The sequence below is a fragment of the Amorphus sp. MBR-141 genome (assembly GCF_053628695.1).
The window spans coordinates 87,657-111,410 of record NZ_JBRJGW010000005.1 but is presented as its reverse complement, the minus strand read 5'-3'; the positions used below and the strand labels follow the sequence as shown (position 1 = coordinate 111,410).

General features: G+C 69.9%; 22 protein-coding genes. 15 read left to right on the top strand and 7 right to left on the bottom strand.

What is annotated here, in order from left to right; all coding sequences use genetic code 11:
* From ACSSVZ_RS08680 to ACSSVZ_RS08670, 3 genes are read left to right on the top strand one after another with little or no spacing between them, the layout of a single operon-like run.
* Nucleotides 1-1,164, top strand: a complete 1,164-nt coding sequence (locus ACSSVZ_RS08680; RefSeq protein ID WP_453969412.1) for a branched-chain amino acid ABC transporter permease — start codon at nt 1-3, stop codon at nt 1,162-1,164.
* An 11-nt stretch (nt 1,165-1,175) separates the two neighbouring features.
* Nucleotides 1,176-1,934, top strand: a complete 759-nt coding sequence (locus ACSSVZ_RS08675; RefSeq protein WP_453969600.1) for an ABC transporter ATP-binding protein — start codon at nt 1,176-1,178, stop codon at nt 1,932-1,934.
* On the top strand, nt 1,931-2,686 hold the full coding sequence (locus ACSSVZ_RS08670) for an ABC transporter ATP-binding protein (protein ID WP_453969411.1): 756 nt from the start codon (nt 1,931-1,933) through the stop codon (nt 2,684-2,686). The genes ACSSVZ_RS08675 and ACSSVZ_RS08670 overlap by 4 nt, the downstream gene beginning before the upstream one ends.
* Nucleotides 2,687-2,844: 158 nt before the next feature.
* On the opposite strand, the gene ACSSVZ_RS08665 is transcribed toward ACSSVZ_RS08670, so the two are convergent.
* Complete coding sequence (locus tag ACSSVZ_RS08665) at nt 2,845-3,159, bottom strand: hypothetical protein (RefSeq protein WP_453969410.1); 315 nt, start codon at nt 3,157-3,159, stop codon at nt 2,845-2,847.
* Between the two features lie 40 nt (nt 3,160-3,199).
* On the bottom strand, nt 3,200-4,411 hold the full coding sequence (locus tag ACSSVZ_RS08660; RefSeq protein ID WP_453969409.1) for an acyltransferase family protein: 1,212 nt from the start codon (nt 4,409-4,411) through the stop codon (nt 3,200-3,202).
* Nucleotides 4,412-4,867: 456 nt separating this feature from the next.
* On the opposite strand from ACSSVZ_RS08660, the gene ACSSVZ_RS08655 reads away from it, so the two are divergent.
* The 6 genes from ACSSVZ_RS08655 (at nt 4,868) to ACSSVZ_RS08630 (ending at nt 11,532) form a co-directional block, all read left to right on the top strand.
* Nucleotides 4,868-6,016 (top strand): GGDEF domain-containing protein, encoded by a 1,149-nt coding sequence (locus ACSSVZ_RS08655; protein WP_453969408.1) that lies wholly within the window; start codon nt 4,868-4,870, stop codon nt 6,014-6,016.
* 81 nt (nt 6,017-6,097) lie between these two features.
* Nucleotides 6,098-6,991, top strand: a complete 894-nt coding sequence (locus tag ACSSVZ_RS08650) for an NAD(P)-dependent oxidoreductase (RefSeq protein WP_453969407.1) — start codon at nt 6,098-6,100, stop codon at nt 6,989-6,991.
* 6 nt (nt 6,992-6,997) lie between these two features.
* Nucleotides 6,998-8,158 (top strand): alpha-hydroxy acid oxidase, encoded by a 1,161-nt coding sequence (locus tag ACSSVZ_RS08645; protein ID WP_453969406.1) that lies wholly within the window; start codon nt 6,998-7,000, stop codon nt 8,156-8,158.
* Between the two features lie 138 nt (nt 8,159-8,296).
* Nucleotides 8,297-9,079: an HpcH/HpaI aldolase family protein gene (locus ACSSVZ_RS08640; RefSeq protein ID WP_453969405.1), complete on the top strand. Its 783-nt coding sequence runs from the start codon at nt 8,297-8,299 to the stop codon at nt 9,077-9,079.
* Nucleotides 9,080-9,165: 86 nt separating this feature from the next.
* Entirely contained in the window at nt 9,166-10,323 is a 1,158-nt protein-coding gene (locus ACSSVZ_RS08635) for a bifunctional enoyl-CoA hydratase/phosphate acetyltransferase (protein ID WP_453969599.1), read from the top strand.
* Between the two features lie 15 nt (nt 10,324-10,338).
* Nucleotides 10,339-11,532, top strand: coding sequence for an acetate/propionate family kinase (locus ACSSVZ_RS08630; protein ID WP_453969404.1), 1,194 nt, complete (start codon nt 10,339-10,341; stop codon nt 11,530-11,532).
* Between the two features lie 15 nt (nt 11,533-11,547).
* Here the strand turns inward: ACSSVZ_RS08630 and ACSSVZ_RS08625 are convergent, their stop codons facing one another.
* The 4 genes from ACSSVZ_RS08625 to mdoH all read right to left on the bottom strand — a co-directional run bounded on the left by ACSSVZ_RS08625 (nt 11,548) and on the right by mdoH (nt 17,381).
* Nucleotides 11,548-13,158: a thiamine pyrophosphate-binding protein gene (locus ACSSVZ_RS08625; RefSeq protein ID WP_453969403.1), complete on the bottom strand. Its 1,611-nt coding sequence runs from the start codon at nt 13,156-13,158 to the stop codon at nt 11,548-11,550.
* Entirely contained in the window at nt 13,155-14,438 is a 1,284-nt protein-coding gene (locus ACSSVZ_RS08620; protein ID WP_453969402.1) for a CaiB/BaiF CoA transferase family protein, read from the bottom strand. The genes ACSSVZ_RS08625 and ACSSVZ_RS08620 overlap by 4 nt, the downstream gene beginning before the upstream one ends.
* Nucleotides 14,439-14,509: 71 nt before the next feature.
* Nucleotides 14,510-15,382, bottom strand: coding sequence for an alpha/beta hydrolase family esterase (locus ACSSVZ_RS08615; RefSeq protein ID WP_453969401.1), 873 nt, complete (start codon nt 15,380-15,382; stop codon nt 14,510-14,512).
* Nucleotides 15,383-15,542: 160 nt separating this feature from the next.
* Entirely contained in the window at nt 15,543-17,381 is a 1,839-nt protein-coding gene (mdoH, locus tag ACSSVZ_RS08610) for a glucans biosynthesis glucosyltransferase MdoH (protein ID WP_453969399.1), read from the bottom strand.
* A 261-nt stretch (nt 17,382-17,642) separates the two neighbouring features.
* On the opposite strand from mdoH, the gene ACSSVZ_RS08605 reads away from it, so the two are divergent.
* Genes ACSSVZ_RS08605 through ACSSVZ_RS08590 form a run of 4 tightly spaced genes read left to right on the top strand, consistent with a single transcriptional unit; the run spans nt 17,643 to nt 20,885 of the window.
* Complete coding sequence (locus ACSSVZ_RS08605; protein ID WP_453969398.1) at nt 17,643-18,635, top strand: zinc-dependent alcohol dehydrogenase; 993 nt, start codon at nt 17,643-17,645, stop codon at nt 18,633-18,635.
* Between the two features lie 11 nt (nt 18,636-18,646).
* Entirely contained in the window at nt 18,647-19,051 is a 405-nt protein-coding gene (locus ACSSVZ_RS08600; protein ID WP_453969396.1) for a 6-pyruvoyl trahydropterin synthase family protein, read from the top strand.
* Complete coding sequence (locus ACSSVZ_RS08595) at nt 19,048-20,100, top strand: glycosyltransferase family 4 protein (protein ID WP_453969394.1); 1,053 nt, start codon at nt 19,048-19,050, stop codon at nt 20,098-20,100. The genes ACSSVZ_RS08600 and ACSSVZ_RS08595 overlap by 4 nt, the downstream gene beginning before the upstream one ends.
* Nucleotides 20,097-20,885 carry a methyltransferase domain-containing protein gene (locus ACSSVZ_RS08590; protein ID WP_453969392.1) on the top strand — a complete coding sequence of 263 codons (789 nt, stop codon included), beginning with the start codon at nt 20,097-20,099 and terminating at the stop codon, nt 20,883-20,885. The genes ACSSVZ_RS08595 and ACSSVZ_RS08590 overlap by 4 nt, the downstream gene beginning before the upstream one ends.
* A gap of 133 nt (nt 20,886-21,018) precedes the next feature.
* Here ACSSVZ_RS08590 and ACSSVZ_RS08585 read toward each other — a convergent pair whose 3' ends face one another.
* On the bottom strand, nt 21,019-21,786 hold the full coding sequence (locus tag ACSSVZ_RS08585) for a RibD family protein (RefSeq protein ID WP_453969391.1): 768 nt from the start codon (nt 21,784-21,786) through the stop codon (nt 21,019-21,021).
* Between the two features lie 62 nt (nt 21,787-21,848).
* Here ACSSVZ_RS08585 and ribA point away from each other — a divergent pair, with 62 nt between their 5' ends.
* Together ribA and ACSSVZ_RS08575 are read left to right on the top strand one after the other, a co-directional pair.
* Nucleotides 21,849-23,033 (top strand): GTP cyclohydrolase II RibA, encoded by a 1,185-nt coding sequence (ribA, locus tag ACSSVZ_RS08580; RefSeq protein ID WP_453969390.1) that lies wholly within the window; start codon nt 21,849-21,851, stop codon nt 23,031-23,033.
* A 113-nt stretch (nt 23,034-23,146) separates the two neighbouring features.
* Nucleotides 23,147-23,692 carry a cytochrome b gene (locus tag ACSSVZ_RS08575; protein ID WP_453969389.1) on the top strand — a complete coding sequence of 182 codons (546 nt, stop codon included), beginning with the start codon at nt 23,147-23,149 and terminating at the stop codon, nt 23,690-23,692.
* The last annotated feature ends 62 nt before the right edge of the window (nt 23,693-23,754 follow it).

The window sequence follows — 23,754 nt, the reverse complement described above, 5'->3', positions numbered from 1 at the left end:
ATGCTGGCATTCTTCGACCGAGACTCCCTGACCAGCGACCTGGTCCTCATGGCGATCTTCACCGTCGCCATCCTGACGATGCCGTTCTGGCTCGAGCCGATCGGCGCCGCCTATCCCGACCTGATGCAGAAGTTCGCGATCTTCGGAATCTTCGCGACCGGCTTCAACATCCTGTTCGGGCTGACCGGCTACCTGTCCTTCGGCCATGCCGCGTTCCTGGGCGTCGGCTCCTACACCGCGGTGTGGAGCTTCAAGCTGCTCGGCATGAACCCGATCCCGGCGGTGATCCTGGCCATCGTCGCGGCGGCCATCTTCTCGCTGGCGATCGGCTTCCTGTCGCTGCGCCGGTCGGGCATCTACTTCTCGATCCTGACGCTGGCGTTCGCCCAGATGTCCTACAACCTCGCCTATTCGGTGCTGACGCCGATCACCAACGGCGAGACCGGCCTGCGCGTCCTGCGCTCCGACCCGCGCATCTTCGACGGCAACGGAAGCGAGACCGGCCCGCTGATCGCCAACCTCTTCGGCATCGATCTGACCGGCATGGCCGGGTTCTATTTCTGCGCCGTGCTGCTGATCATCGTGTCGTGGCTGGCGATCATGATCTTCCGCTCGCCCTTCGGCCTGATGCTGAAGGCGGTGAAGACCAACCAGAACCGCATGGGCTACACCGGCCTCAACACGCGGCCCTACGCCCTGGCGGCGTTCATCATCTCCGGCATGTATGCCGGCCTCGCCGGCGCGCTGCTGTGCATCACCGACCCGCTGGCGGGCGCGGAGCGCATGCAGTGGACGGCGTCGGGCGAAGTCGTGCTGATGACCATCCTGGGCGGCGCCGGCACGCTGATGGGACCGATGCTGGGTGCGGCGCTGATCAAGTACTTCGAGAACATCTTCTCGTCGTTCAACGACCGCACCCTCGAACACGTCTTCTCCAGCCTGCCGGAATCGGTGCGCGAACCGATCATCTCGGTGGCCGGGCTGTTCGTCGGCGAGGGCTGGCAGCTGACGCTCGGACTGATGTTCATGATCGTGGTGATCTTCCTGCCGGGCGGGATCATCGAGGGCCTGCGCCGGCTGGCCAGGCTCGGCGGCAACCGACAATCCGACAGCCCTGAGGCCGCCTCGGCGCCTCCCGCCGACCAGCCGCAGGCCGCACGATGAGCGGGGCGAACATGGGTCTCCTGGAAGTCAACGACGTCAACAAGGCCTTCGGCGGCCTCAGGGCGCTCGACCACGTCACGCTGTCGGTGAAGGAAGGAACCGTCCACGCCATCATCGGGCCGAACGGCGCCGGCAAGTCGACGCTGCTGAACTGCCTGATCGGCCGCCTCATCCCCGACTCCGGGACGGTGACCTTCGACGGCCGCTCGCTGATCGGCGTGCGGCCCTACGAGATCAACCAGATCGGCGTCAGCCGGGTGTTCCAGACGCCGGAGATCTTCGGCGAGCTGTCGCTGCTCGACAACGTGATGATCCCGTCGCTCGCCCACCGCGACGGGACCTTCAAGCTCAATCCGTGGAGCCGCCTCGACGGCGAGGCGGAGGTGCGCGACCACGCCATGTCGAACCTCGCCGACGTGGCGCTGGCGGACAAGGCGAAGGTGATCGCCAACAGCCTGTCGCGCGGCGACAAGCGGCGACTGGAGCTGGCCATGTGCCTGAGCCAGGACCCGAAGCTGCTGCTGCTGGACGAACCGACCGCCGGCATGGCCCGTCACGACACCAACCGGACCATCGACCTGCTGAAGGACATCAGCGAGCGCCGCGGCCAGACGATGGTGGTCATCGAGCACGACATGCACGTGGTGTTCTCGCTGGCCAACTACGTGACGGTGATGGCCCAGGGCACCGTCATCGTCGAGGACCGTCCCGAAAACATCAAAGGCAATCCCAAGGTGCAGGAAGCCTATCTCGGAGGAGCGCACCTGTGAGCACGACCGACACCCTCCACCGCCCGGCCGCGCCGTCGGACGTCGGCGCCCCGTTCCTGTCGGTGCGCGACATCCATGCCTACTACGGCGAGAGCTACATCGTGCAGGGCGTCTCGTTCGAGGTGAAGAAGGGCGACATCGTCGCCCTGCTCGGCCGCAACGGCGCCGGCAAGACCTCGACGCTGCGCTCCATCGCGCGGGTCGGCACGCCCGACCTCAAGAAGGGCGAGATCTGGCTCGACGACGTGCCGGTCCACAAGCTGCGCGCCCACGAGGCGGCGCGCAAGGGCATCGCGCTGGTGCCCGAGGACCGCCGCATCATCCAGGGCCTGTCGGTGGAGGAGAACCTCGACCTCGCCCAGATCGCCCCGCCCATCGGCTGGTCGAAGGAGCGGATCTTCGAGCTGTTTCCGCGGCTCGGCGAACGGCGGCGCCAGGAGGGCGTGACGCTGTCGGGCGGCGAGCAGCAGATGCTGGCGGTGGCCCGGGCGCTGGCGCGCGAGGTCAAGCTGTTCCTGCTCGACGAACCCTACGAGGGGCTGGCGCCGGTCATCGTCCAGGAGATCGAGCGGACGCTCGAGCAGATCAAGGCGATCGGCCTGACGACGATCATCGTCGAGCAGAACGCCATCGCCGCCCTGCACCTGGCCGACCGCGCCATCATCCTGGACATGGGCCAGGTGGTGTTCGACGGCACCTCGCGCGAGGTGCTCGACAACGCCGAGCTGCGCGAACAGTACCTGGCCGTCTGACCTCACAGGCGCGCGCCGACGCCCGCGTCGGCGCGCCCTGCCCCTCGGAGCATTTCCGGTTCAGATCGAAGCGACCTGACCGAACAGGATTTGCTCAAGGGTTTGATCCCGGAGCCGATTCCTGTCGGTCAGGTGGGTCCACCCGACCGGAACGGGCCCTAGCGGTGCTCGCACTTGTACTGGATGATCGGCCCGGTGATGAAGCCGCTGGTCTTTTCCTTCCAGGTCTCGCACACCGACTGATCGTTGAAGCAGCCGACGAACGACACCGGCACGATCTCGTCGGTCATGTCGTCCTGGACGCTGCCCGACACGCGGCCGACCCACGCAGCGGACGGATTGGCCTCGCACGACGGCGTGGCCTTCTTGATCTCGGTGATGTCGTAGAGCGTGTTCGCCCCGGCCGACAGCATGCCGGCCGAAAGCGCCCCCAGGGCCACGAGCCCGCAGGCTGCGATCTTCATCGTACGCATTGAGTGGTCCCTCCAACCGCCCCGCCGTTGACCGGGGCTCCTATCTGGGCGGCGCCGACGACGCCCGTTCCCCGTCCGCGAACCGTCCCGCGGTGCGCGACCCGAATCGGTGACGTAGGCCGGCAAGCGGCCGCAGCAAGAGCCGCTGCCCAAGATAGCCCATCACGATAGCGACAAGGGTCGAGACGAGCACCGCCCCGACCTTGTCGGCCAGCGGCGCCAGTTCCGCGTCGACAGGGGCGATCCCGCGAAAGATGAAGTACGCGTGGCTCGCCAGCAGGTGCCAGAGATACATGCCGTACGAGATGCGGCCGAGAAAGCGCAGGACGCCGGTTTCCAGCAGCACCACCGCGAACGAACCGAGCACGCTCGTGTAGAGGCAGGCGACGCCGATGAAGAGCGCGATGCCCTGCGCGCTGAAGCGGAAGACGTCGCGGAAGGTCTCCCCCCGATAGATCAGCGTCGCCAGCATGAGCACCACGGCGGCGACCAGAACGGGGCTGCGGCCGAGGCCGTGCAGCAGCCGGTCGCCGACGGGATGGCGCATGGCCAGCGCCAGCAGGCACCCGTAGATGATCGAATCGATGCGGGCGTCGGAGGCATAGTAGGTGTAGTCGGAGTCGTGAAAGACGCCGTGGGCGATTGCCCGATCCGCGATCGCCGCCAGGCAGACCGCCACCAGCACGAGCGCGAACACGCCGGGACGCCGGAACAGGACGAGGAACAGCAGCGGAAACGCCAGGTAGAAGTGCTCCTCGACCGCCAGCGACCACAGATGGCCCAGCACGAACGGGTTCGGCGGACCCGACGTCACCGCCGCGGAAAAGAGCAAGTGGTAGTTCATGAAGTAGAGCGCCGAGGCGACGAACGCCCAGATCTCCACCCGGAAGAACAGCGCCGACCCGATCAGGCAGACCAGCAGATAGGCATAGAGCTCCGGCGTGAGCCGCAGATATCGGCGCACGTAGAACCGGCCGATGTCGTTGCGGCCGGCCTGCACCGCCTCGCTGATCAGCAGGTTGGTGATCAGGAAGCCGCTGATGAAGAAGAAGATCGTGACGCCGAGGCCGCCGGGCACGATGCTCTGGAAGCCGGCATGCGCGACGATGACCAGCATCACCGACAGGGCCCGCAGCCCGTCGAGGCCGGGGATGTAGTCGGGATGGTCGACCGCGCCCTGCACCCGGCGACGATAGATCGACCCGTCGCGCGAAAAGCCGGCCGCCGCCAGCCCGGACTTCCGCGCACGCACGGGCTTCACCCGAACGGCCCGCGACCCATCCGACCTCGCATCCCCCGTCCGTCGCATCCGTCCTGTCCCCTCGCGCCTCGCCGCTCATAGACGGTTCGACGGCACGACGCACCGGATATGTCGATATGCGCAACCGCGCGGCGGCAAATCGGGCGGTCATGCGCAACTTTCGAGCGCCCGGCCTCCCGCGGATAACTTAGGGGCGCAGAAAACAGGCCGCCCGGTCCAGGGATGCCTTGCGCATGTCATGCGTTTCGAGCATGTCAAACGACGTGATGCGGCCAGATGCGGGTCCACGCGAGATCGGTCTCTTGGGGGAGACGCCGATCTCGTCCGCAGCGGGCGCACCCGGGGAGGCGGAGGCATCCCGGGAGGTCGGCGCTGCTTGTTGGCGCCGATCCTGCGCGGCCTCGACAGGTCGGCCGGCCAGGCCCTACCGGCGTTGCAGGGACCCCCGTGTTCGACATCTTCATCCCCCTTCTTCACAACACGGGCATGCTCGCCCTCGCGGCGGTCGCCTACGGCTTCCTGCTTCCGCGCGTGCACGGCATGATGGCGAACGTCGCCCTCGGCCTGCTGTTTGGCCTCGGCGCCAGCCTGTCGATGCTCTCCCCGGTGGAGCTGATGCCGGGCATCCTGGTGGACTCCCGCGCGACGATCGTCATCCTCGCCGGCGTGTTCGGCGGGCCGGTGGCGGCGCTCATCGCCGGGGGAGCGGCAGGTGCCTGCCGACTGGCCAGCGGCGGCCTCGGGATGGCCGGAGGGCTGGTCAGCATCGGCATCTCGATCGGGATCGGCGTGACCGTCCACCACATCGCCAGATCAGGGCCCGGCGAGGTGCAGTTCCGCCACGTCCTCCTGGCCGCGGCCGGCTCGATCCTGGTGGGGCTGGGGCTGTTCCTGCTGCCCTGGTCGGTCGCGAGCGAAGTGTTCGTTGAAACCGCGCTGCCGGTGTCGCTCGCCCGGATCTTCGGCGTCCTGTTCCTCGGCGGCATCATGCTCGACCACCACCGGCGGATCAGCGCCGAGGAACGGGTGCGGCAGCTCGCCTACATCGACGAGCTCAGCGGGCTCTCCAACCGGCGGGCGTTCTATGCGCACCTGACGCGCGAGTGGCGGCGCTGGGAGCGCTATTCGGAAAACTTCGTCGTCGTCCTGCTCGACATCGACCGGTTCAAGGCGGTCAACGACACCTACGGCCACGCGGCCGGCGACGTCGTCATCCAGCGGGTCGCCAAGGTGATGCTGGAGGAATCCCGCGGCTCCGACATGGTGGCCCGCACCGGCGGCGAGGAATTCGGCCTGATCATGCCCTACACCTCCAGCGCCAGCGGCTTTCTCGTCGCCGAACGGATCCGGAACCGCGCCCAGCGCGAGGTGGTCATCGTCGAGAACGTGCCCATCACGTTCACCGTCAGCCTGGGCGTCAGCGCCGACGCCCGCTGCTACCGGTCGATGGCCAAGTGCCTGATCGGCGCGGATCAGGCCCTCTACGAGGCCAAGAACAAGGGCCGCAACACCGTCGTCATCGACCGGCCGCCGGGCGCGGGAGCCCCCACTCCCCGCCCGTCCGGCCAGCCTTCCGCCCTCGCCGAAGGCCGCTGATACGCGCTTCGCCGCTTGCCTCCGCGGCGGCTTGCGGCTTCCATGGCACACCTTGCCGAATCCCGTGTTCCGGAGATCCACATGAGCGCCTCCCCTCCCCGTTTCGGGTTCGCCGGCCTTGGTGTCATGGGCGTGCCGATGTCGCGCCACCTGCTGGCGGCCGGGCCCCTCACGGTGTGGAACCGGACCCAGAGCCGCGCCGACGCCCTGGTCGCGGAAGGCGCCCGCCGTGCCGGGACGCCCGCCGAGGTGCTCGACGGTTCCGACATCGTCGGGGTGTGCGTGCTCGACGGCAGCGCGGTGCGCGAGATCGCCCTGGGCGAGACCGGGTTCGTCACCGCCACCGAAAAGGCCGGCAAGGTGGTCGTGGATTTTTCGTCGATCGCGCCCGACGATGCCCGCGAGATCGCGGCCGAGCTCGCCGAACACGGCATCGGCTGGATCGACGCGCCGGTCTCCGGCGGCGTTCCGGCCGCCGAGAAGGCCAGCCTGATCGTGCTGGCCGGCGGCCGCGACGAGGACATCGAGAAGGCCCGGCCGCTGATCGAGCGCGTCTCGGCGCGGATGACGCACCTCGGGCCCAGCGGCTCGGGCCAGCTGGCGAAGCTCTGCAACCAGATGATCGTCGCCAACAACATGATGGTGATGGCCGAGACGATCGCCTTCGGCCGGCGTGCCGGCGTCGACGTCGCCCATCTGGCCGACGCGCTGAAGGGCGGCTTCGCCGACTCCCTGCCGCTGCAGATCTTCGGGCCGCGGATGGCGACGCACACCCACGAGCCGAAGCTCGGCGGCATCGGGGTGATGCTGAAGGACCTGCTGATGGCCGAGAAGGCCGCGGCGGCGGTGGGCGCGGCAACGCCGACCTCGAGCCGGACGATCGACCTCTACAGGAGCGTCGCCGAGCGCGACGGCATGAGCCTCGACGACGACATCTCCGCCCTCGTCGACCTGTTCGACAACCGGAGCGACTGAGGCGCGATGAAGGCCACCAGCTACGAGGACTTCCGCCGCGCCGCCCGCCGGCGCATCCCCCGGGTCGCCTTCGATTATCTGGACGGCGGCTCGGGAAGCGAAATCGCCCTCCGGGAATCCGTCGACGCCCTCGACCGGCTGCGCTTCCTGCCCCGCGCGCTCGTCAACGTCGACCGGATCGACGTCGGCAAATCGCTGTTCGGACGGCGCTATGCCGTCCCCTTCGGCATCGCGCCGATCGGGCTCGCCGGCCTGATCTGGCCCGGCGCCGACCGGATGCTGTGGGACGCGGCCATCGCGGCCGACATGCCCTACGTCCTGTCCACCGCGGCGACCACCGCCGTCGAGACCGCCGTCCCGGAAAGCAGGGGCCACGCCTGGTTCCAGCTCTATGTCGCCCGCGACGAGTCCGTTGCGGACGACCTGATGGACCGCGCCAACGCGCTCGACATCGACGTGCTGTTCGTGACCGTCGACGTGCCGGTGCCGGGCCGGCGGCTGCGCGACATGCGCAGCGGGCTCGGCCTGCCGCTGCGGCCGTCGCTGCGGCTGGCGGCCGACGTGGCGATGCATCCGGCCTGGTGCCTGGCGCTGGCGCGCGGCGGCGCCCCGCGCCTGCAGAACATCGAGCGCTACGCCGACCCGGGTGCGACCGCCGGCCAGATCGCCGCGTTCATGGCGACCCAGAGTTCCGGCCGCCTCGACTGGACCGTGCTGAAGCACATCCGCGACCGCTGGCCGCGCAAGCTGGTGGTCAAGGGGATCGTGTCGCCGGAGGACGCGGTCAGGGCCCGCGACGCCGGGGCGGACGGCATCGTCGTGTCGACCCATGGCGGCCGCCAGCTGAACAGCACCATCGCGTCGATCGACGCGCTTGCCGCCGTGCGGCGGGCCGTTGGGCCTGGGTTCCCCGTGCTGCTGGACAGCGGCGTGCGGTCGGGCGAGCACGTGGCCAAGGCGCTGGCGCTCGGCGCGGACTTCGTGCTGATGGGGCGCCTGCCGCTGATGGCCATCGCCGGCGGCGGCCCCGGCGGGCTGACGGCGGCCCTCGACATGGTGAAGGACGACCTCGCCCGCACGCTGGCGCTTCTGGGCGTTGCCTCGGTCGACGATCTCTCCGAAGCCGTTTTCGCGCCCGGCAGCCGGAGTTCCGACGGCTCCGGCTGACCGCAAAACGCCCTTCATCCGCCCAACCGTCTTTCCGACCGGCTTGGAATTGAACTAACACTCCAGCCGACCATCGGCACGCCGGCCCGCGCGGCCCGATGCCCTGCCAAACGACGTCAAAGAACAAAGGATGCCTCAATGAAGATCGAGACCAACCGCTTCAAGGCGGCCATCACCGCGGACGAGCCGCAGATCGGCATCTGGAGCTCGCTGTGCTCCAATCTCGCCGCCGAGGTGATCTCGACGACGGGCTTCGACTGGGCGCTGATCGACATGGAGCATTCGCCGAACGATCTGGCGAGCGTGCTGTCGCAGTTGCAGGCCTATGCCGGCAGCAAGACGACGCCCGTCGTCCGGCCGCCCTGGAACGAGCCGGTGATGGTGAAGCGGCTGCTTGATCTCGGCTGCTTCTCGCTGCTGTTCCCGATGGTGCAGACGCCGGAAGAGGCCGAGGCCGCCGTCCGCGCCTGCCGCTATCCGCCCCACGGCGTGCGCGGCGTCTCCCTCACCCACCGCGGCAACCGCTACGGCGAGGCGACCGACTACCTGGAGCGCGCCGAGGACGAGATCGCCATCCTGGTGCAGATCGAGACGATGTCGGCGCTCGACCGGGTGGCCGAGATTGCCGCGGTGGACGGCGTCACCGGCGTGTTCTTCGGCCCGGCCGACCTGTCCGCCGACATGGGCCTCATCGGCAAGCCGGGCCATCCGGACGTGACCGCGGCCATCGAGCGGGGCTGCAAGGCGGTCCGCGAGGCCGGCAAGCCGGCCGGCATCCTGATCGGCGACGTGGCCCAGTCGGTGCACTGGCTGAAGACCGGCATGCGCTTCGTCGCCTGCGGGACCGATCTCGGCCTGCTCGCCAAGGGCGGCCGGGCGCTCGGCGCGCAGGTCCGCAAGGACGCCGGCCTCGCCGGGTAAAGCAGGGCCACCCCGATCGAAGCGGACGGGGCGCAGATGCGCCCCGTTTGATCCGCCGCAACAGTCCCGGCGCCGTTTCGGTGTCCATGCGGTTGCAGGTGGCGCGTCCTGCGGCATCGGGTTGTCCCGGCCCGGTGGGCGTTGCACGATCGTCACCAGCCGCGTCTAGAGCTTCGTCGCGGCCATCGAGGGCCCGGCTGGAAGGGGCTTCCAGACCGGGCCAACAGCCGGGCAACGCCGGGCCCCTGTGCCCGCGAGACCCGATCGAGGAGACGTGCATGACCGAGACCGGAGCCCCCGCGCGCACGCCAGGCGAGCACATCCATTTCGAGATCTTCGAAGGGCGCGCGGCGACCGTCGACCCGGTCCCGACCGCCGTCGTGTGCCCGTGCGACGGCGCCTCGCTGGCCGGGGCGCTGGAGGCGGCCGACCGGGCGCTGATCGTGCCGATCCTGGTCGGGCCGCGCGCGGCGATCGAGGCGGCGGCCGGCAAGATCGGGCGCAGCCTGGAAGGGATCGAGATCGTCGATGCCGATGACGACGCGTCGGCTGCCGCTGCCGCCGTCGCGCTGGTCCGCGCGCACCGCGCCCGCTGCCTGATGAAGGGTCATCTGCACACCGACGTGTTCCTGCACCCGGTGGTCGCCCGCGACGGCGGCCTCAGGACCGGACGGCGCCTCTCCCACATCTTCGTGCTGGACCTGCCCCGCCATCCGGCGCCGCTGCTGATCACCGACGCCGCCATCAACATCGCCCCCGATCTCGCCACCAAGGCCGACATCGTCCAGAACGGCATCGACCTGGCGATCGCGCTTGGCATCGACCAGCCGAAGGTGGCCATCCTGTCGGCGGTGGAGACCGTCAACCAGGCGATCCCATCGAGCGTCGACGCGGCGATCCTGGCGAAGATGGCCGACCGCGGCCAGATCAAGGGCGGCCTGGTCGACGGGCCGTTCGCCATGGACAACGCCATCGACGAGCAGGCCGCGCGCAGCAAGGGCATCCACTCGCCGGTGGCCGGCAAGGCCGAGATCCTCGTCGTGCCGTCGATCGAGGCCGGCAACATCCTGCTGAAGGGGCTGACCTTCCTCGGCGGCGCGGAATCGGCGGGGCTGGTGATGGGCGCCAGCGTGCCGATCATGCTGACCAGCCGGGCCGACGACGACCGCGCCCGGGTCGCCTCCGCAGCCCTCGCCCTCCTCTACGATCACTGGCTGAAGACCCACGCCACGTCCGCCGACTGACCGGAAGGCCCGCCCGTGAGCGACATGATCCTGACCATCAACGCCGGCTCGTCGTCGATCAAGTTCGCCCTGTTCGACGCCGGCGGCGCCGATGAGCTGCTGCGCGGCCAGCTGGACGGCCTGGGCAGCCATCCGCGCATGGTCGTCTCCGAAGGCCATCACAGGATCATCGACCACCGCTATCCGCCCGGCGACGGGCCTGCCGGCCACGCCGCCGCGCTGGCGGCGATCCTGGCAATGCTGCGCGAGCAGCGGCCGGACGTCCGGGTCGTCGCCGTCGGCCACCGCATCGTGCACGGCGGCCCCGACTTCGCAGCGTCGGTGTGTCTCAACGCGGCGATCCTGGTGCGGCTGGAGGCGCTGTGTGCGCTGGCTCCATTGCACCAGCCCCACAACCTGTCGGGCGTCGCGGCGGCGCAGGCCGCCTTCCCCGATGCCCTGCAGATCGCCTGCTTCGACACCAGCTTCCATCGCAAGCACCCGTGGGTGAACGACACCTTCGCCATCCCGCAGCGCTTCTACGACGAAGGCGTGCGGCGCTACGGCTTCCACGGCCTGTCCTACGAGTACATCGTGGCGCGGACCCGCGAGCTCGGCCTGGTGGAGGCCAGCAACCGCCTCGTCGTCGCCCATCTCGGCAACGGCGCCTCCATGTGCGCCATCCAGCACGGCGTCTCGGTCGCCTCGACGATGGGGTTCACGGCGCTCGACGGCCTGCCGATGGGCACCCGCTGCGGGCAGATCGACCCCGGTGTCCTGATCTATTTGATGACCGAGAAAGGCATGACGCTGGAAGAGCTTACCGAGCTTCTTTACAGCGAATCCGGGCTCAAGGGCCTGTCGGGGATTTCCAACGACATGCGGGACCTGGAGGCGAGCGACGCGCCGGAGGCGGCCCGGGCCATCGACTATTTCGTGTTCCGGGTGCGCCGCGAGCTGGGCGCCATGGCGGCGGTGCTGCGCGGCCTCGATGCGGTGGTGATGACCGGCGGCATCGGCGAGAACGCCGCCTCGATCCGCCACCGGATCCTGCACGACGAGCAGTGGCTCGGCATCGCCATCGACGACGCGCGCAACGAGGCGAACGCGCTGGCGATCTCCACCGACGCCTCGCCGGTGAAGGTCTACGTCATCCCCACCAACGAAGAGGCGATGATCGCGCGCCAGACGGCCGCGATCCTGGCGGGGCAAACCGACACCGCGGCGTGACGCCGCCGGCCGCGGTCAGAAGGCGCCGTCGTAGGCGTGCCGGTCGATGCGCGCGGCCAGCACGGTGAAGCCGTCGCGCCCGAGGGCGGCCTCGAGCTCGGACGCCAGTGTCTCGGCGTCGTCGATCCACACGCCGTGGCCGCCGAGCGCCCGGGCGACGGCCGGAAAGTCGGTGCCGCCGAACTCGACCCCGACCGACGGCCGCTGCTGGGCGCGCTGCTTGAGCTCGATCAGCGCCAGGCTTTCGTCGACCAGCACGACGATGACCAGCGCCAGCCCGAGATCGCGGATGGTGGCGAGCTCGCCGAGGGTCATCTCCAGCCCGGCGTCGCCGACGAACGCCACCACCGGCGCGTTCGGATGCTGGAGCTTGTAGCCGGCGGCGATCGGCACCGCGCAGCCCATGGTGCACAGCCCCGACGACTGCAGCAGCGTGCGCGGATGGTGGGTCGTCCACATCTGGCTGAGCAGGATCCGGTGGGCGCCGGAATCGGCGGTGGCGACGGCCTCCTTCGGCAGCCCGTCGCGCACGGTGGCGACCACCTGCGCCGGTCCCCACGCGTCGGGAGCCGCGAACATGCCGGCGAGCGTCTCGCGGACCCGGGCGGGCGCGCCGCCGGGCCAGGTCTTGCGCGCGGCGATGCCGTCGGAGAGCGCGGCGAGCGTCGGCGCCACCGCACCGCGCAGCAGCACCGAGGCCGCGTGCATGCCGTGGGTGCGCGCCTCGGGGGCGATCTCGACGACGTGCGTGCCGGCCGGCCACGGATTGCGCCAGCCGATGCGCATCTCGATGGGGTCGTAGCCGAGGAGCAGGATCAGGTCGGCCTCGGCCAGCAGCGGCTTCAGCTCGGCGTCGGCCCGCGGCGACAGGCCGGCACCGCCGAGCGCCAGCGGGTGATCCTCGTCGACCAGCCCCTTGCCCTTGTAGGTGGTGATCAGCGGCACGCCGTGGCGGGTGCAGAACTCGGCGATCGCCGGGCCGGCGTCCTCGTTGACGGCGTCGACGCCGGCGATGGCGATCGGCGCATGGCTGCCGGAGAGCCAGCCGCGCGCCAGGTCGAGGTCGCCGCCGGGCGCCGGCATGGCCGGCGCCGGATGGGCCGGGACGGGTCCGGCCGTCTCGGAGGTGCCGCCCTCGGCGACGCCGATCGGCACATCGATGTGGACCGGGCCCGGCTGGCCGTCCCACAGCGCGGTCAGCACCTTGTCCATCATCCGGTCGAGGCTGCCGGCAGTCGCCCGGAAGCTCGCCTTGACGATCGGCGCCAGCAGCGCGCGGTGGTCGAACACCTGGTGGGTGTAGGTCTCGGCGTCGGCCGCGTCGACGCAACCGGTGAGCACGATCATCGGCACCCGGTCCTGATGGGCGTTGGCGATGGCGTTCACCGCGTTGGCGAGGCCCGGTCCCAGCGTCGCCACCAGGATGCCGGGCGCCCCGGTCGCGTGCCAGCCGCCCTCGGCGAAGAAGCCGGCCGCCGTCTCGTGCTTGGTGAGGACGAAGCGGATGCCGGCGCGGTCGAGCGCATCGACCAGCGCGAGGACCTCGCCGCCGGGAATGCCGTAGGCCATCCGGCACCCGGCGGCCGCCAGCTTTCCGGCGATCAGGTCGGCCCCGGTGCCGCTCATGACAGGGCTCCGACGACGCCGGCCGCGGCGAGACGCGCGAACTCGTCCTCGGACAGGCCCAGTTCGTCCATCAGCACCTCCCGGGTGTGCTCGCCGACGCGCGGCGGCGCTTGGCGGTAGCTCACCGGCGTGTCGCTCATCTTGATGGGATTGCCGATCAGGTCGACGGTGCCGCTGCCAGATGCGGCGTGGGGCATGGTGATGCGGGCGCCGCGATGCACGGCCTGCGGATTGGCGAACACCTTGTCGAGGGTGTTGATCGGTCCGCACGGAACGCCGGCCTGCTCCAGCGCGCTGATCCACGCCTCGGCCGGCCGCTTGCGGGTGTAGGCGTTGAGCAGCGGGATCAGCTCGGTGCGGTTGGCGATCCGGTCCTGGTTGGTGCGGAAGCGCGGATCGTCGGCGAGTTCCTCGTGATCGGCGATCTGCATCAGCTTGCGGAACTGGCCGTCGTTGCCGCAGGCGATGATGAACTCGCCGTCGGAGGCCTCGAAGGTCTCGTAGGGCACGATGGTCGGGTGGGCGTTGCCGAGGCGGCCCGGCACCTCGCCGGTGGTCAGGTAGGACAGCCCCTGGTTGGCGAGCCAGGCGATCTGGGAATCGAACAGCGCCATGTCGATGTGCTGGCCGCGACCGGTGTGCTGGCGGGCGTGAATGGCCGACAGGATGCCGGTCACCGCATACTGGCCGCACATGAGATCGGCGATGCCGACGCCGATCTTGGTCGGCCGCCCTCCCTCCTCGTCGGGGAACCCGGTGAGGCTCATGATGCCGCCCATCCCCTGCACCATGAAGTCGTAGCCGGCGAAGGCGGCGTACGGGCCGGTCTGGCCGAAGCCGGTGATGGAGCAGTAGACGAGGCGCGGGTTGATCGCCGACAGGCTGGCGTAATCGAGCCGGTAGCGGGCCAGATGCCCGGCCTTGAAGTTCTCCAGCACGATGTCGGCATCGGCGACCAGCCGGTGGATGATCTCCTGCCCCTCAGGCGAGGCGAGGTCGACGGCCACGGAGCGCTTGTTGCGGTTGGCGCAGAGGAAGTAGGCGCTCTCGCGGGTGTCGTTGCCCTCGGCGTCCTGCACGAACGGCGGACCCCAGCCGCGGGTGTCGTCGCCCTTCCCCGGCCGCTCGACCTTGACGACGTCGGCGCCGAGATCGCCGAGCATCTGCGCTGCCGACGGACCGGCCAGGATGCGCGTCAGGTCGACGACCTTCAGGTCCGCGAGCGGCCCGATGGACGAGAAGACGGAAGGGTCGGCGGCGGCCGAGCCGGTCGATGTCATGAAATTCCCCCGAAAGGACGACGGTCACCCGCCATCGCATACCGCCCGCCCGCGCACAAGCAAGCGCCGCGTCAGCCGTCGTGGCCGGTTCCGGCGCCGGCATCCAGATGCTGCATGAGAACGCGGTAGCCGTCGACGACCCACTCCGGCTTGATCATGTGCCCGCCCGGATGGGTGCAGAGTTCCAGGAGCTTTCCGCCGCAGCCGCGCCAGCGCTGGCAGGCGAGCTCCCCCATGGTCACCGGCTCCGGCGTCGCCTCGCAGCCGGCCCGGTCGCGCCAGGTCTTCAGGCTCGCGTTGACGTCGGACTGGCGGGAGTTCCCCTGAATGGCCCGGCCCGCCATCGGCACGACATCGTCGCTGGTGCCATGGATGTGGATCAGGTTGGGCACCGGCGACGGACAGTCGGTGGGGATCGGGTTCCAGTAGGCGCCCGCGACCGGCACGAAGCCGGCAAACCGGTCGCCGAGGTCGCAGGCGACGAACCACGCCATCGACGCGCCCATGGAGAAGCCCGTGGCCACCGTGCGGCCGGCCTCGATCGGGTAGCGCGCCTCGACGTCGTCGAGCACATGGGCCACGAAGGCGATCTCGTCGCGGTGCTGCTCCGGAGAACCGGGGAACGACCAGGTCTTTCCCTGCCCGTTGGGCGCGATCAGCAGCACGCCCAGATCGTCGGCGGCCTTCATCACCCCGTCGTTGCCCATGACGCCGTCGGCAGTGCCTTGCCAGCCATGAAAATAGAGGAGCGCCGGCAGCGGTTTCGTGCCGTCCCAGCCGGCCGGGACGTGGACGCGGTAGTCGCCGCCCTCGACGGCACAGGCCGAGGCCTCGCCGCAGGTGTCGCGGGCGATCGCGGCGCCGGTGGCCAGCAGACCCACCGTGAGGGCCACGGCCATCGACGTCATCGACCGTCGCAGCAGATCCTCGCATGTCCGCGTCATCGGGTGCTCCTCGCTCGCGCCATCGTCCCGTTTGTAGCGCGCATCCTCGGTTCGTCGCGGGCACCCGCCTGTCCGCGGCGTCGCGCGGCCATCACATCCCTGTGACGCCAGGGCGGCGCGACGGCGCACAGGACCTGCCCGGCCTCGCGGGCAAAGGCCGTCAGCCGTTCGCCGCCTCGGAATAGGCTGCCACCGGCAGCTTTCCGGCCGGTTCGGCGGGATGCGGGGCGAGCGCATCGAGGCGCAGCGGGGTGAGTGCCGCGGGGCGGAGCGTCTCTTCGGGAATGCGCCACAGGCCGAGCCTCAGCGCCAGCCTGCCGGGCGCGGCGGCCGCCGTGAGCACCGCGATCGGCACCGCCAGCGTCAGCCCGGCGACGATCGGCAGCGACGCATAGAGCGCCGTCGCGGAGACAGCGGCGAAGGCCGCCACCCCGGCGATGCCGACGAGCGTCTGCGGCCAGAAGCGGTGCAGCGCGCGGGCGAACGACACCTCGTGGCCGCTTCGCCGCTGCGAGTTCCAGCCGATCGTCGCGCCGAACGGAAGTCCCGCCAGGAACAGCGTGTGCGACAGGGCAGCCACCGGGGCGAGCAGCATGAAGAACACCACCTCGCCGACGAGGCTGACGAGGAACCGCCAGGTTCCGCCGAACGACCGCCGCGCCGAGCTCCGCGACAGCACGTCGAGGACGGACGCCGCCTTGGGCGCGAACACCATCGCCATGATGGTCACGAACAGCGCCACACCCGTGTCCGGCCGGAAGATCTGGACGGGCTCCGCTGCCAGCGTCACCCGCAGCGCGGTTACGACCATCAGGCCGATCCAGGCGGCCGAGCCGAGGAACATCAGCATCGCCAGCACCAGCTGGACGCGGCTGAGGAAGGCCAGCCCCGGCAGGCCGATCAGCGGCCCGTACTGCATGTTACCCTGGCACCAGCGCAGATCGCGGCGGACGAACTCCGGCAGCGTCGGCGGGTTCTCCTCGAAGCTGCCGAACTCCTCCGGGATCACCCGCACCTCGTAGCCGGCGCGGCGCATGAACGCCGCCTCCACCTGGTCGTGGCTGAGGATCCAGCCGCCGAGCGGCGGACGGCCGGGAAGCACCGGCATGTGGCAGTCTTCGATGAAAGGCGCGAGCCGCAGGATCGCGTTGTGGCCCCAGTACGGACCGCAGTCGGCCTGCCACCAGGCGGCACCCAGGGTGTGCGAGCGCATGCCGAGCCGCATCCCGAACTGGAACAGCCGGGCGAAGAAGCTGGTGGTCGGAAGCCCGACCACGAGGCTCTGCAGGATGCCGATGCCGGGGTTCGCCTGCATCACGCGCACGAGCCGGTGCAGCGCCGCGGTCGACATGTAGCTGTCGGCATCGAGCACGACGGCATAGGCGTAGCCGGCGCCCCACCGGTCGCAGAAATCGCGGATATTGCCCGACTTGTAGGCGGTGTTTTCCGTTCTGCGGCGGTAGGTTACGGAGATCTTCTCGCCGTAGCGGGAGGCCAGGTCGGCGATCGCCCGCTCCTCGGCGGTGATGATGTCGAGCCAGCTTGAATCGCTCAGCACGTAGACGTCGAAGCGGTCGGCGGTGCCGCTGTCGACCAGACCGGCGAGGGTGGCGTCGAGGTTGCGGACCACCAGATCGACGTCTTCGTTGCGGATGCAGACGAGGAGCGCGGTCTTGTCGGTGATCGGCATCGCCGGATCGTCGGCGGCGACGGCCGGACAGGCGAGCGCCATCGGGTCCTTCGCGAAGCGCATCAGCACGAGCCCGATGGTGGCGTTCCAGAAACCCACCGCCGTGTACGGCAGCGTCACCGCGAACAGGGCGATCATGACAATGTCGGCGGCGACGATCCCCGCGGGGGACAGCGTCACCACCATCAGGACGAGCAGCAGCGCAACGGTCAGCGTCACCGCAGCGGCCATCGCCCACCTGCGCATCCGGATCGACCGGCTCACCTCGATCTGGCGGCAACGCGGCGCGGTCGCGGGCGAAACACTCATTCAACGGCCTCGACGAAATCGGCGGAACAACGGGAGACGGAGCCAGGGGAGGCGTGATGCAGACCGGAGGAGCCCGGCGCAAGGCGCGGCATATCAGGCCCCTTTTCGCGCTAAATGAAGACGGACTCTCGTCAATGTCCATCAACTTCCTGCGATGTCGGCGCTTTCCGAGTTCGCGTGCGGCGTTGCCGGCGCTCGACCCCGGCCGCGCTCTGGGTTAGGCATCGCGCAGCCGATGCCCCCGTTGATCGATCGGACAGAATGACCGCGGACACGCCCACCCCCTCGAAGGCCCTCTGGTACACCGGATCCGCACAGGCCGAGATCCGCGCGCAGCACCTCGCCGCGCCACAGGCCGGCGCCGTGCGCGTCCGCACCCTCGCCAGCGGCGTCAGCCGTGGCACCGAGCGCCTCGTCCTTCTGGGCGACGTGCCGGAGAGCGAGTACGACCGCATGCGGGCGCCCTTTCAGGAAGGCGATTTTCCCGGCCCGGTGAAATACGGCTATGCCGCCGTCGGGCTGGTCGAGGCGGGCCCGGACGATCTTCGCGGCCGCCGCGTCTTCGCGCTTCATCCGCACCAGACCGTCTTCGACGTGCCGGCCAACGCCGTCATCCCGCTTCCCGACGACCTGCCGACCGACCGCGCGGTGCTCGCTGCCAACATGGAAACCGCGCTCAACGCCGTGTGGGACTCAGGCGTCGGCCCCGGCGACCGGGTGACGGTGGTCGGCGGCGGCGTGCTCGGGCTGCTCGTCGCGCGGCTGGCCGTCAGGACCCCGGGGACGGAGGTCACCGTGCTCGATGCCGATCCCGACCGCCACGCGATCGCCGAGCGCTTCGGCGCCTCATTTGCGCTGCCGCGCGACGCCGAAGGCGACCGCGACGTCGTCTTCCACACCAGCGCGTCGGGCACCGGCTTCGACACGGCGGTGCGGCTGTGCGGGATGGAGGCGACGCTGGTGGAGCTGTCGTGGTACGGCACCAAGCCGGTTCTCGCCTCGCTGGGCGGCGCCTTCCACAGCCGGCGGCTGACCATCCAGTCGAGCCAGGTGGGCGCCGTGTCGCCGGCGCGGCGCGTGCGCTGGAGCCATGCGCGACGGCTCGCCAAGGCGCTCGGGCTGCTCTGCGACCCGGTGCTCGACGAGTTGCTCGACACGCCCATCGACTTCGCCGACCTGCCGGCGCAGCTTCCCGGCATCCTGGCCATCGGCGGCGGGTTCCGCTGTCCGGTCGTCCACTACCCAGCGTCCTGAAGGATCCTCCCATGCACGCCGTCGAAGTTCGCGACCACATCATGATCGCCCATTCGTTCAAGGGCGACGTGTTCGGCCCGGCGCAGGCGCTGCACGGCGCCACCTTCGTCGTCGACGTGGCGTTCCTGGCCGAGCGCCTCGATGCGAACGGCATCGTCGTGGACATCGGCCGCGCACTGGAGGCGCTGAAGGAGACGCTGGCGCCCCTCACCTACAAGAATCTCGACGAGGTGCCGGAGTTCGAGGGCCTCAACACCACCACCGAATTCCTCACCCGCCACATCTTCGACCGCATGAAGGACGCCGTCCTCGCCGGCGGCCTGGGACGGCCGGCCCAGGAACTCTCCGCCATCCGCGTGACGATCTCCGAATCCCACGTCGCGCGGGCCTGGTACGAGGCACCGATCCACGCATGACCGGGATCGCCTTCGCGATACCCGGAGACCTGGCGACCGCCACCGGCGGCTACGCCTACGACAGGCGCGTCATCGCGGAACTCCGCGACATGGGTCGCAACGTCTGCGTCACCGGGCTCGGCGACGGCTTTCCCGATCCCGCCGCCATCGATGCAGGCCACGTCCGCCGCGCGCTCGGCGCGATCCCCGATGGCACCCCGACCCTCATCGACGGCCTGGCGCTCGGCATCCTGCCCGCCGAGGCGGCCGAACTCGCCCGGCGCGTGCCGGTCATCGCACTCGTCCACCATCCGCTGGGGCTGGAGACCGGGCTCGACGCGGGGCGCCGCCATAACCTCCTGGACAGCGAACGGCGCGCGCTTGCAGCCGCCCACCATGTCGTGGTCACCAGCTGCGCGACCGCACGCACCGTCGCGGCCGAGTTCGCCGTGCCGGAGGCCCGCATCACGGTTGCCGAGCCGGGGGTCGACCGGCCTGCCCCGTTCGTGCGGCACGAGGCACAGGCCCCGGTCCTTCTCGCCGTCGGCGCGCTGGTGCCGCGCAAGGGCTACGACGTGCTCGTCGAGGCGCTCGCCGGCCTGCGGATGCTCGACTGGACGGCCGAGATCGTCGGCGATCCCGACCGCGACCCGCCGACCGCGGCAGGCCTCGCCCGCGCGATCGAGGCGGAAGGCCTTGCCGGCCGGGTGCGGTTGCGCGGCCGGGTCGACGCGGAGGCCCTGGCCGAGGCCTACCGATCGGCGCATGTGTTCGTCATTGCGTCACGCTATGAAGGCTACGGGATGGTCGCGACCGAAGCGCTGGCCTACGGTCTGCCGATCGTCTCGACCGACGCTGGCGCGCTCGCCGAGACGGTGCCGGAGACGGCCGGGCTGAAGGTGGCGGCGGGCGATGCCGCCGCGCTGGCAGAAGCGCTGCGGCGCGTGCTGGCGGACCGGGGCCTGCGGGACCGGCTTCGCCACGGCGCGGAAACGGCGGCGCGCAGTTTGCCGACATGGCGCACCTGCGCCGGGACGATCAACCGGGTGATCGAGGACCTGACACCATGAGTTTTTCGAGCGACTGGCTCCGCCTGCGCGAACCCGCCGACGCCCGGGCCCGCAATCGCGTCCTCGTCGGCCAGCTGGCGACGATGTTCGTGGGCCGGCGCGCGCCGGCCATCGTCGATCTCGGCGCCGGCACGGGGGCGAGCGTGCGCGCCCTCGATTCCCACCTGCCCGAAGGCACGTTCTGGCGCCTCGTCGACGCGGACAAGAAGCTTCTCAAGAAGGCCGCGAAGACGCTGCCCGAGGCCCAGGTCGAGACGCGGTTTCTCGATATCGACGCCGATCTCGACGCAACCCTGGAGACGCCGGTCGACCTGGTCACCTGCTCCGCCCTCCTCGACCTGGTGTCGGACGCCTGGATGCGGCGGCTGGTGAACGTGCTGGCTGAACGGCAGCTGCCGATCTACGCGGCGCTCACCTACGACGGCACGGTGGTCATGTCGCCCGCCGATCCGCTGGATGCGGCGATCGTCCACGCGGTCAACCAGCACCAGCACCTGGACAAGGGGTTCGGGCCCGCGCTCGGCCCCGATGCGCCGCGGGTGGCGCTGGACCTTCTCCGCGAGGCCGGCTTCAGCATCGACAACGGCCGCTCCGACTGGGTGCTGGAACCCGATGAGCAGCCGCTGCAGGCGGCGCTGGTCAGCGGCTGGATCGAGGCCGTCCGGGATATCGGCCTGGTATCGCCCGCCGACATCGACGAATGGCAGACCGCCCGGCTCGCCGCCATCGAGGCCGGCGAGCTGACCATCCGCGTCGGCCACATGGACCTGCTGGCCCGCCCCTGACGCCGCCCGTCGGCCGCGCCCGGCCGCACAGGCCCTTCCGAGCGGCTGCGCTCATCTGGTCGACACACGGCTCCGATCGCAACCCCTGGGGGCATCCCTTCCGGCCTGACCGCCTCGATCGAGGTGGGGACCGCTAGCTGCGAAAATCGCAGTCGAAGACGACCTCCGGCCCCAGCACGTGCACAGTCGTCACGGGCCTGCGCACGTCTTCGAGCCGGTCGGTCTCCGGCAGGCTGATGCCGGCGGGACCGGCGCCGATGATCATCGGAGCGACCAGGAGATGAAGCCGGTCGACGCAGTCAGCATCCAGGAACGATGACACCGTGGTGGCGCCGCCCTCCAGCAGCATGCGGCGGTATCCGGCCTCCCACAGGGCGGTGCGGATACGCACCGGATCCAGCCGTCCATTTGCATCCGCCGGGAGGCGAACCACCTGTACGTGGTCGGGCAGGTCAACTTTTGTGGTTTCGCGAGTGATCAGGACGACGCATTTCTGCGTATCTGACAAAAGGCGTGTGCCCGCCGGCATCCGGCCGTTCGGATCGACGACGGCGCACACGGGACTTCGACCTTCGACAAGCCGGACGGTGAGTTGCGGATCGTCCGCAATCACGGTGCCGACACCGACGATCACGATATCGACAAGGGCGCGCAGTCTGTGAAGGTGAACGAGACAATCCCGGCCGTTTATGTAACGGGATCGCCCCGTCGAGGTGGCGATCCGGCCATCGAGAGACTGCCCCAACTGCGCGACAAGAAACGACTTTCCGTGACTGGCGTTGATGATGGGTCCATAAAGCAGGTCCCAGGCGGGCGGGATCGGCCCGCCGTCGCGGGCGGCGCACAGCATGGCCCGCCACTGGTCGTCCGGCTCGCCGCCCGTTGCTTGTCCGATCGTCACGATGTCCTCGACAGTTGCATGTCGCCTGCGGCCTCAGTCCGGAAGTCCAAAGGAGCACCGTATTGACACAGCATCAGCGCCTCGGCCATCCGTCCCTCGCCTCGTCCGCCGCCGAGGACCGCGATGATGATGTGAAGACGATGCCCGTGACCGACGCCAGTGCCGCCTCGTTCGGAAACCCCGCGCTGGTCGAGATCCACCGCGCCTGCTCGGAGCTGCGCGCCGGCCGCCCGCTGCTCATCGAGGGCGACGGGCCGACGGTCGCGGTTCTGGCGATCGACGGGCTGGATCAGGAAAAGCTCGATCTCTTCCGCACCCGGTTTGCCGATGGCGAGGCGTCGCTTCTGATCACCGAGCGTCGCGCCGCGGCGATCGGGCTCACCGCCTATCCGGCGACGCTGGTGTCGATCGCGGCCGACAGCTCTCCCGCAGACCTGCTGACGCTCGCGGCGGGCTACGAGGTCCGCGTCGGCCATACGACGGTCGAGGCCGGAATGGCGGGCGGCGCGGCGCTCGAGATCGCCAAATGCGCCGAGATCCTGCCGGCGCTCATCTGGGCGACCGCGCGGGAGGGAGCCCACGAGGGCGTGTGCCGGGTCAACGCCGACCTCGCGCGCGACTACCGGGCCCAGGTGGCGCGGACCCTGCAGGTGGTGGCCGAGGCTCCGGTGCCGCTGCGCGGCGACATTCCCAGCCGCTTCGTCGTCTTCCGCGACATGATGGGCGGCACCGCCGTCGCCGTCGTGGTCGGAAATCCCGACCCGAAGCAGCCGCTGCGCGTGCGGGTGCATTCCGCCTGCGCGACCGGCGACATCTTCGGATCGAGGCGCTGCGACTGCGGCGACCAGCTGCGTCTGGCCATCGAGCGGATCGACCAGCTCGGCGGCGGATGCGTCATCTACCTCGACCAGGAGGGACGCGGCCTCGGCCTCGCCAACAAGCTCCGGGCCTACAATCTGCAGGATCTCGGCCTCGACACCGTCGATGCCAACACCGCCCTCGGCTACCACGAGGACGAGCGCGACTATGCGGCGGCCGGCCGGATGATCACCGAGCTGGGCTGGCGGAAGATCGTGCTGCTGACCAACAACCCGACCAAGATCGACGCGTTGAGGGAAGCCGGGCTGGAGGTGGGCGGCCGGATCCCCGTGCTCGCGCCCGTGAACGCGGAAAACCGGCGCTATTTGGAGACCAAGGCCCATCGCGCCGGCCACCTGCTGGATCAGGTTGCGGCCGACGACAAATAGGCACACGATCTTCGGAAGCGGTGCGTGCCGTCTCGGCGGCGCAAAGGGGAATGCCCGGGCTGACGTCGGCGATCGCGCCACGCCAACCCGGGGGCTGGATGGGGCGCGACGGCATGTTGGATGGGCAGCTTCCGGCGGCGGGCTACACGGTGCTGCAGCGGTGCCTCCACTGGATCACCGCCGTTGCCGTGATCCTGCTGTTGGCCGCCGCCATCGCCATGAATAACGTGCCGCCGGGCGCCTGGATGAACGGCCTCTACGTTCTCCACTGGTCGCTGGGCGTCTGCGTGCTGCCGCTGGCGCTCTGGCGCATCGCCCTCCGCCTGACCCGGCCGTCGCCGGGATATCCCGACGACATGCCGGGCTGGCAGCGTTTCGCGGCAGAGGCCAACCACGCGCTGCTCTACGCCATTCTGGTCGTCAACCCGCTGCTCGGCTACGTGACGAAATCCGCCTACGGCGGCTCCGTGACGTTCTTCTGGATCGTCGAGCTGCCGCCGGTCATCGCCAAGAACGAAGCCTTGTTCGAGCGGCTTTCCACGGTGCACGTCCTGGTCGGCTTCACGATGATCGCCGTGGTGGCCCTCCACATCGGGGCCGCGCTCTTTCACGGCCTGGTGCGGCGCGACGGCATCTTCTCCCGCATGACAACCGGCTGAGGCAGGCGACCGGGTCTCGGGCGACCGAGAAAACCTTTGCGTGCATCATCCCGAGCCAAGCG

Bases quoted from the DNA above. Each gene is read 5' to 3' on its own strand.
- ACSSVZ_RS08680 (WP_453969412.1), top strand. From the start codon at position 1: ATGCTGGCATTCTTCGACCGAGACTCCCTGACCAGCGACCTGGTCCTC.
- ACSSVZ_RS08675 (WP_453969600.1), top strand. From the start codon at position 1,176: ATGGGTCTCCTGGAAGTCAACGACGTCAACAAGGCCTTCGGCGGCCTC.
- ACSSVZ_RS08665 (WP_453969410.1), bottom strand. From the start codon at position 3,159: ATGCGTACGATGAAGATCGCAGCCTGCGGGCTCGTGGCCCTGGGGGCG.
- ACSSVZ_RS08650 (WP_453969407.1), top strand. From the start codon at position 6,098: ATGAGCGCCTCCCCTCCCCGTTTCGGGTTCGCCGGCCTTGGTGTCATG.
- ACSSVZ_RS08645 (WP_453969406.1), top strand. From the start codon at position 6,998: ATGAAGGCCACCAGCTACGAGGACTTCCGCCGCGCCGCCCGCCGGCGC.
- ACSSVZ_RS08640 (WP_453969405.1), top strand. From the start codon at position 8,297: ATGAAGATCGAGACCAACCGCTTCAAGGCGGCCATCACCGCGGACGAG.
- ACSSVZ_RS08635 (WP_453969599.1), top strand. From the start codon at position 9,166: ATGCGGTTGCAGGTGGCGCGTCCTGCGGCATCGGGTTGTCCCGGCCCG.
- ACSSVZ_RS08625 (WP_453969403.1), bottom strand. From the start codon at position 13,158: ATGAGCGGCACCGGGGCCGACCTGATCGCCGGAAAGCTGGCGGCCGCC.
- ACSSVZ_RS08620 (WP_453969402.1), bottom strand. From the start codon at position 14,438: ATGACATCGACCGGCTCGGCCGCCGCCGACCCTTCCGTCTTCTCGTCC.
- ACSSVZ_RS08615 (WP_453969401.1), bottom strand. From the start codon at position 15,382: ATGACGCGGACATGCGAGGATCTGCTGCGACGGTCGATGACGTCGATG.
- mdoH (WP_453969399.1), bottom strand. From the start codon at position 17,381: ATGAGTGTTTCGCCCGCGACCGCGCCGCGTTGCCGCCAGATCGAGGTG.
- ACSSVZ_RS08605 (WP_453969398.1), top strand. From the start codon at position 17,643: ATGACCGCGGACACGCCCACCCCCTCGAAGGCCCTCTGGTACACCGGA.
- ACSSVZ_RS08600 (WP_453969396.1), top strand. From the start codon at position 18,647: ATGCACGCCGTCGAAGTTCGCGACCACATCATGATCGCCCATTCGTTC.
- ACSSVZ_RS08595 (WP_453969394.1), top strand. From the start codon at position 19,048: ATGACCGGGATCGCCTTCGCGATACCCGGAGACCTGGCGACCGCCACC.
- ACSSVZ_RS08590 (WP_453969392.1), top strand. From the start codon at position 20,097: ATGAGTTTTTCGAGCGACTGGCTCCGCCTGCGCGAACCCGCCGACGCC.
- ACSSVZ_RS08575 (WP_453969389.1), top strand. From the start codon at position 23,147: ATGTTGGATGGGCAGCTTCCGGCGGCGGGCTACACGGTGCTGCAGCGG.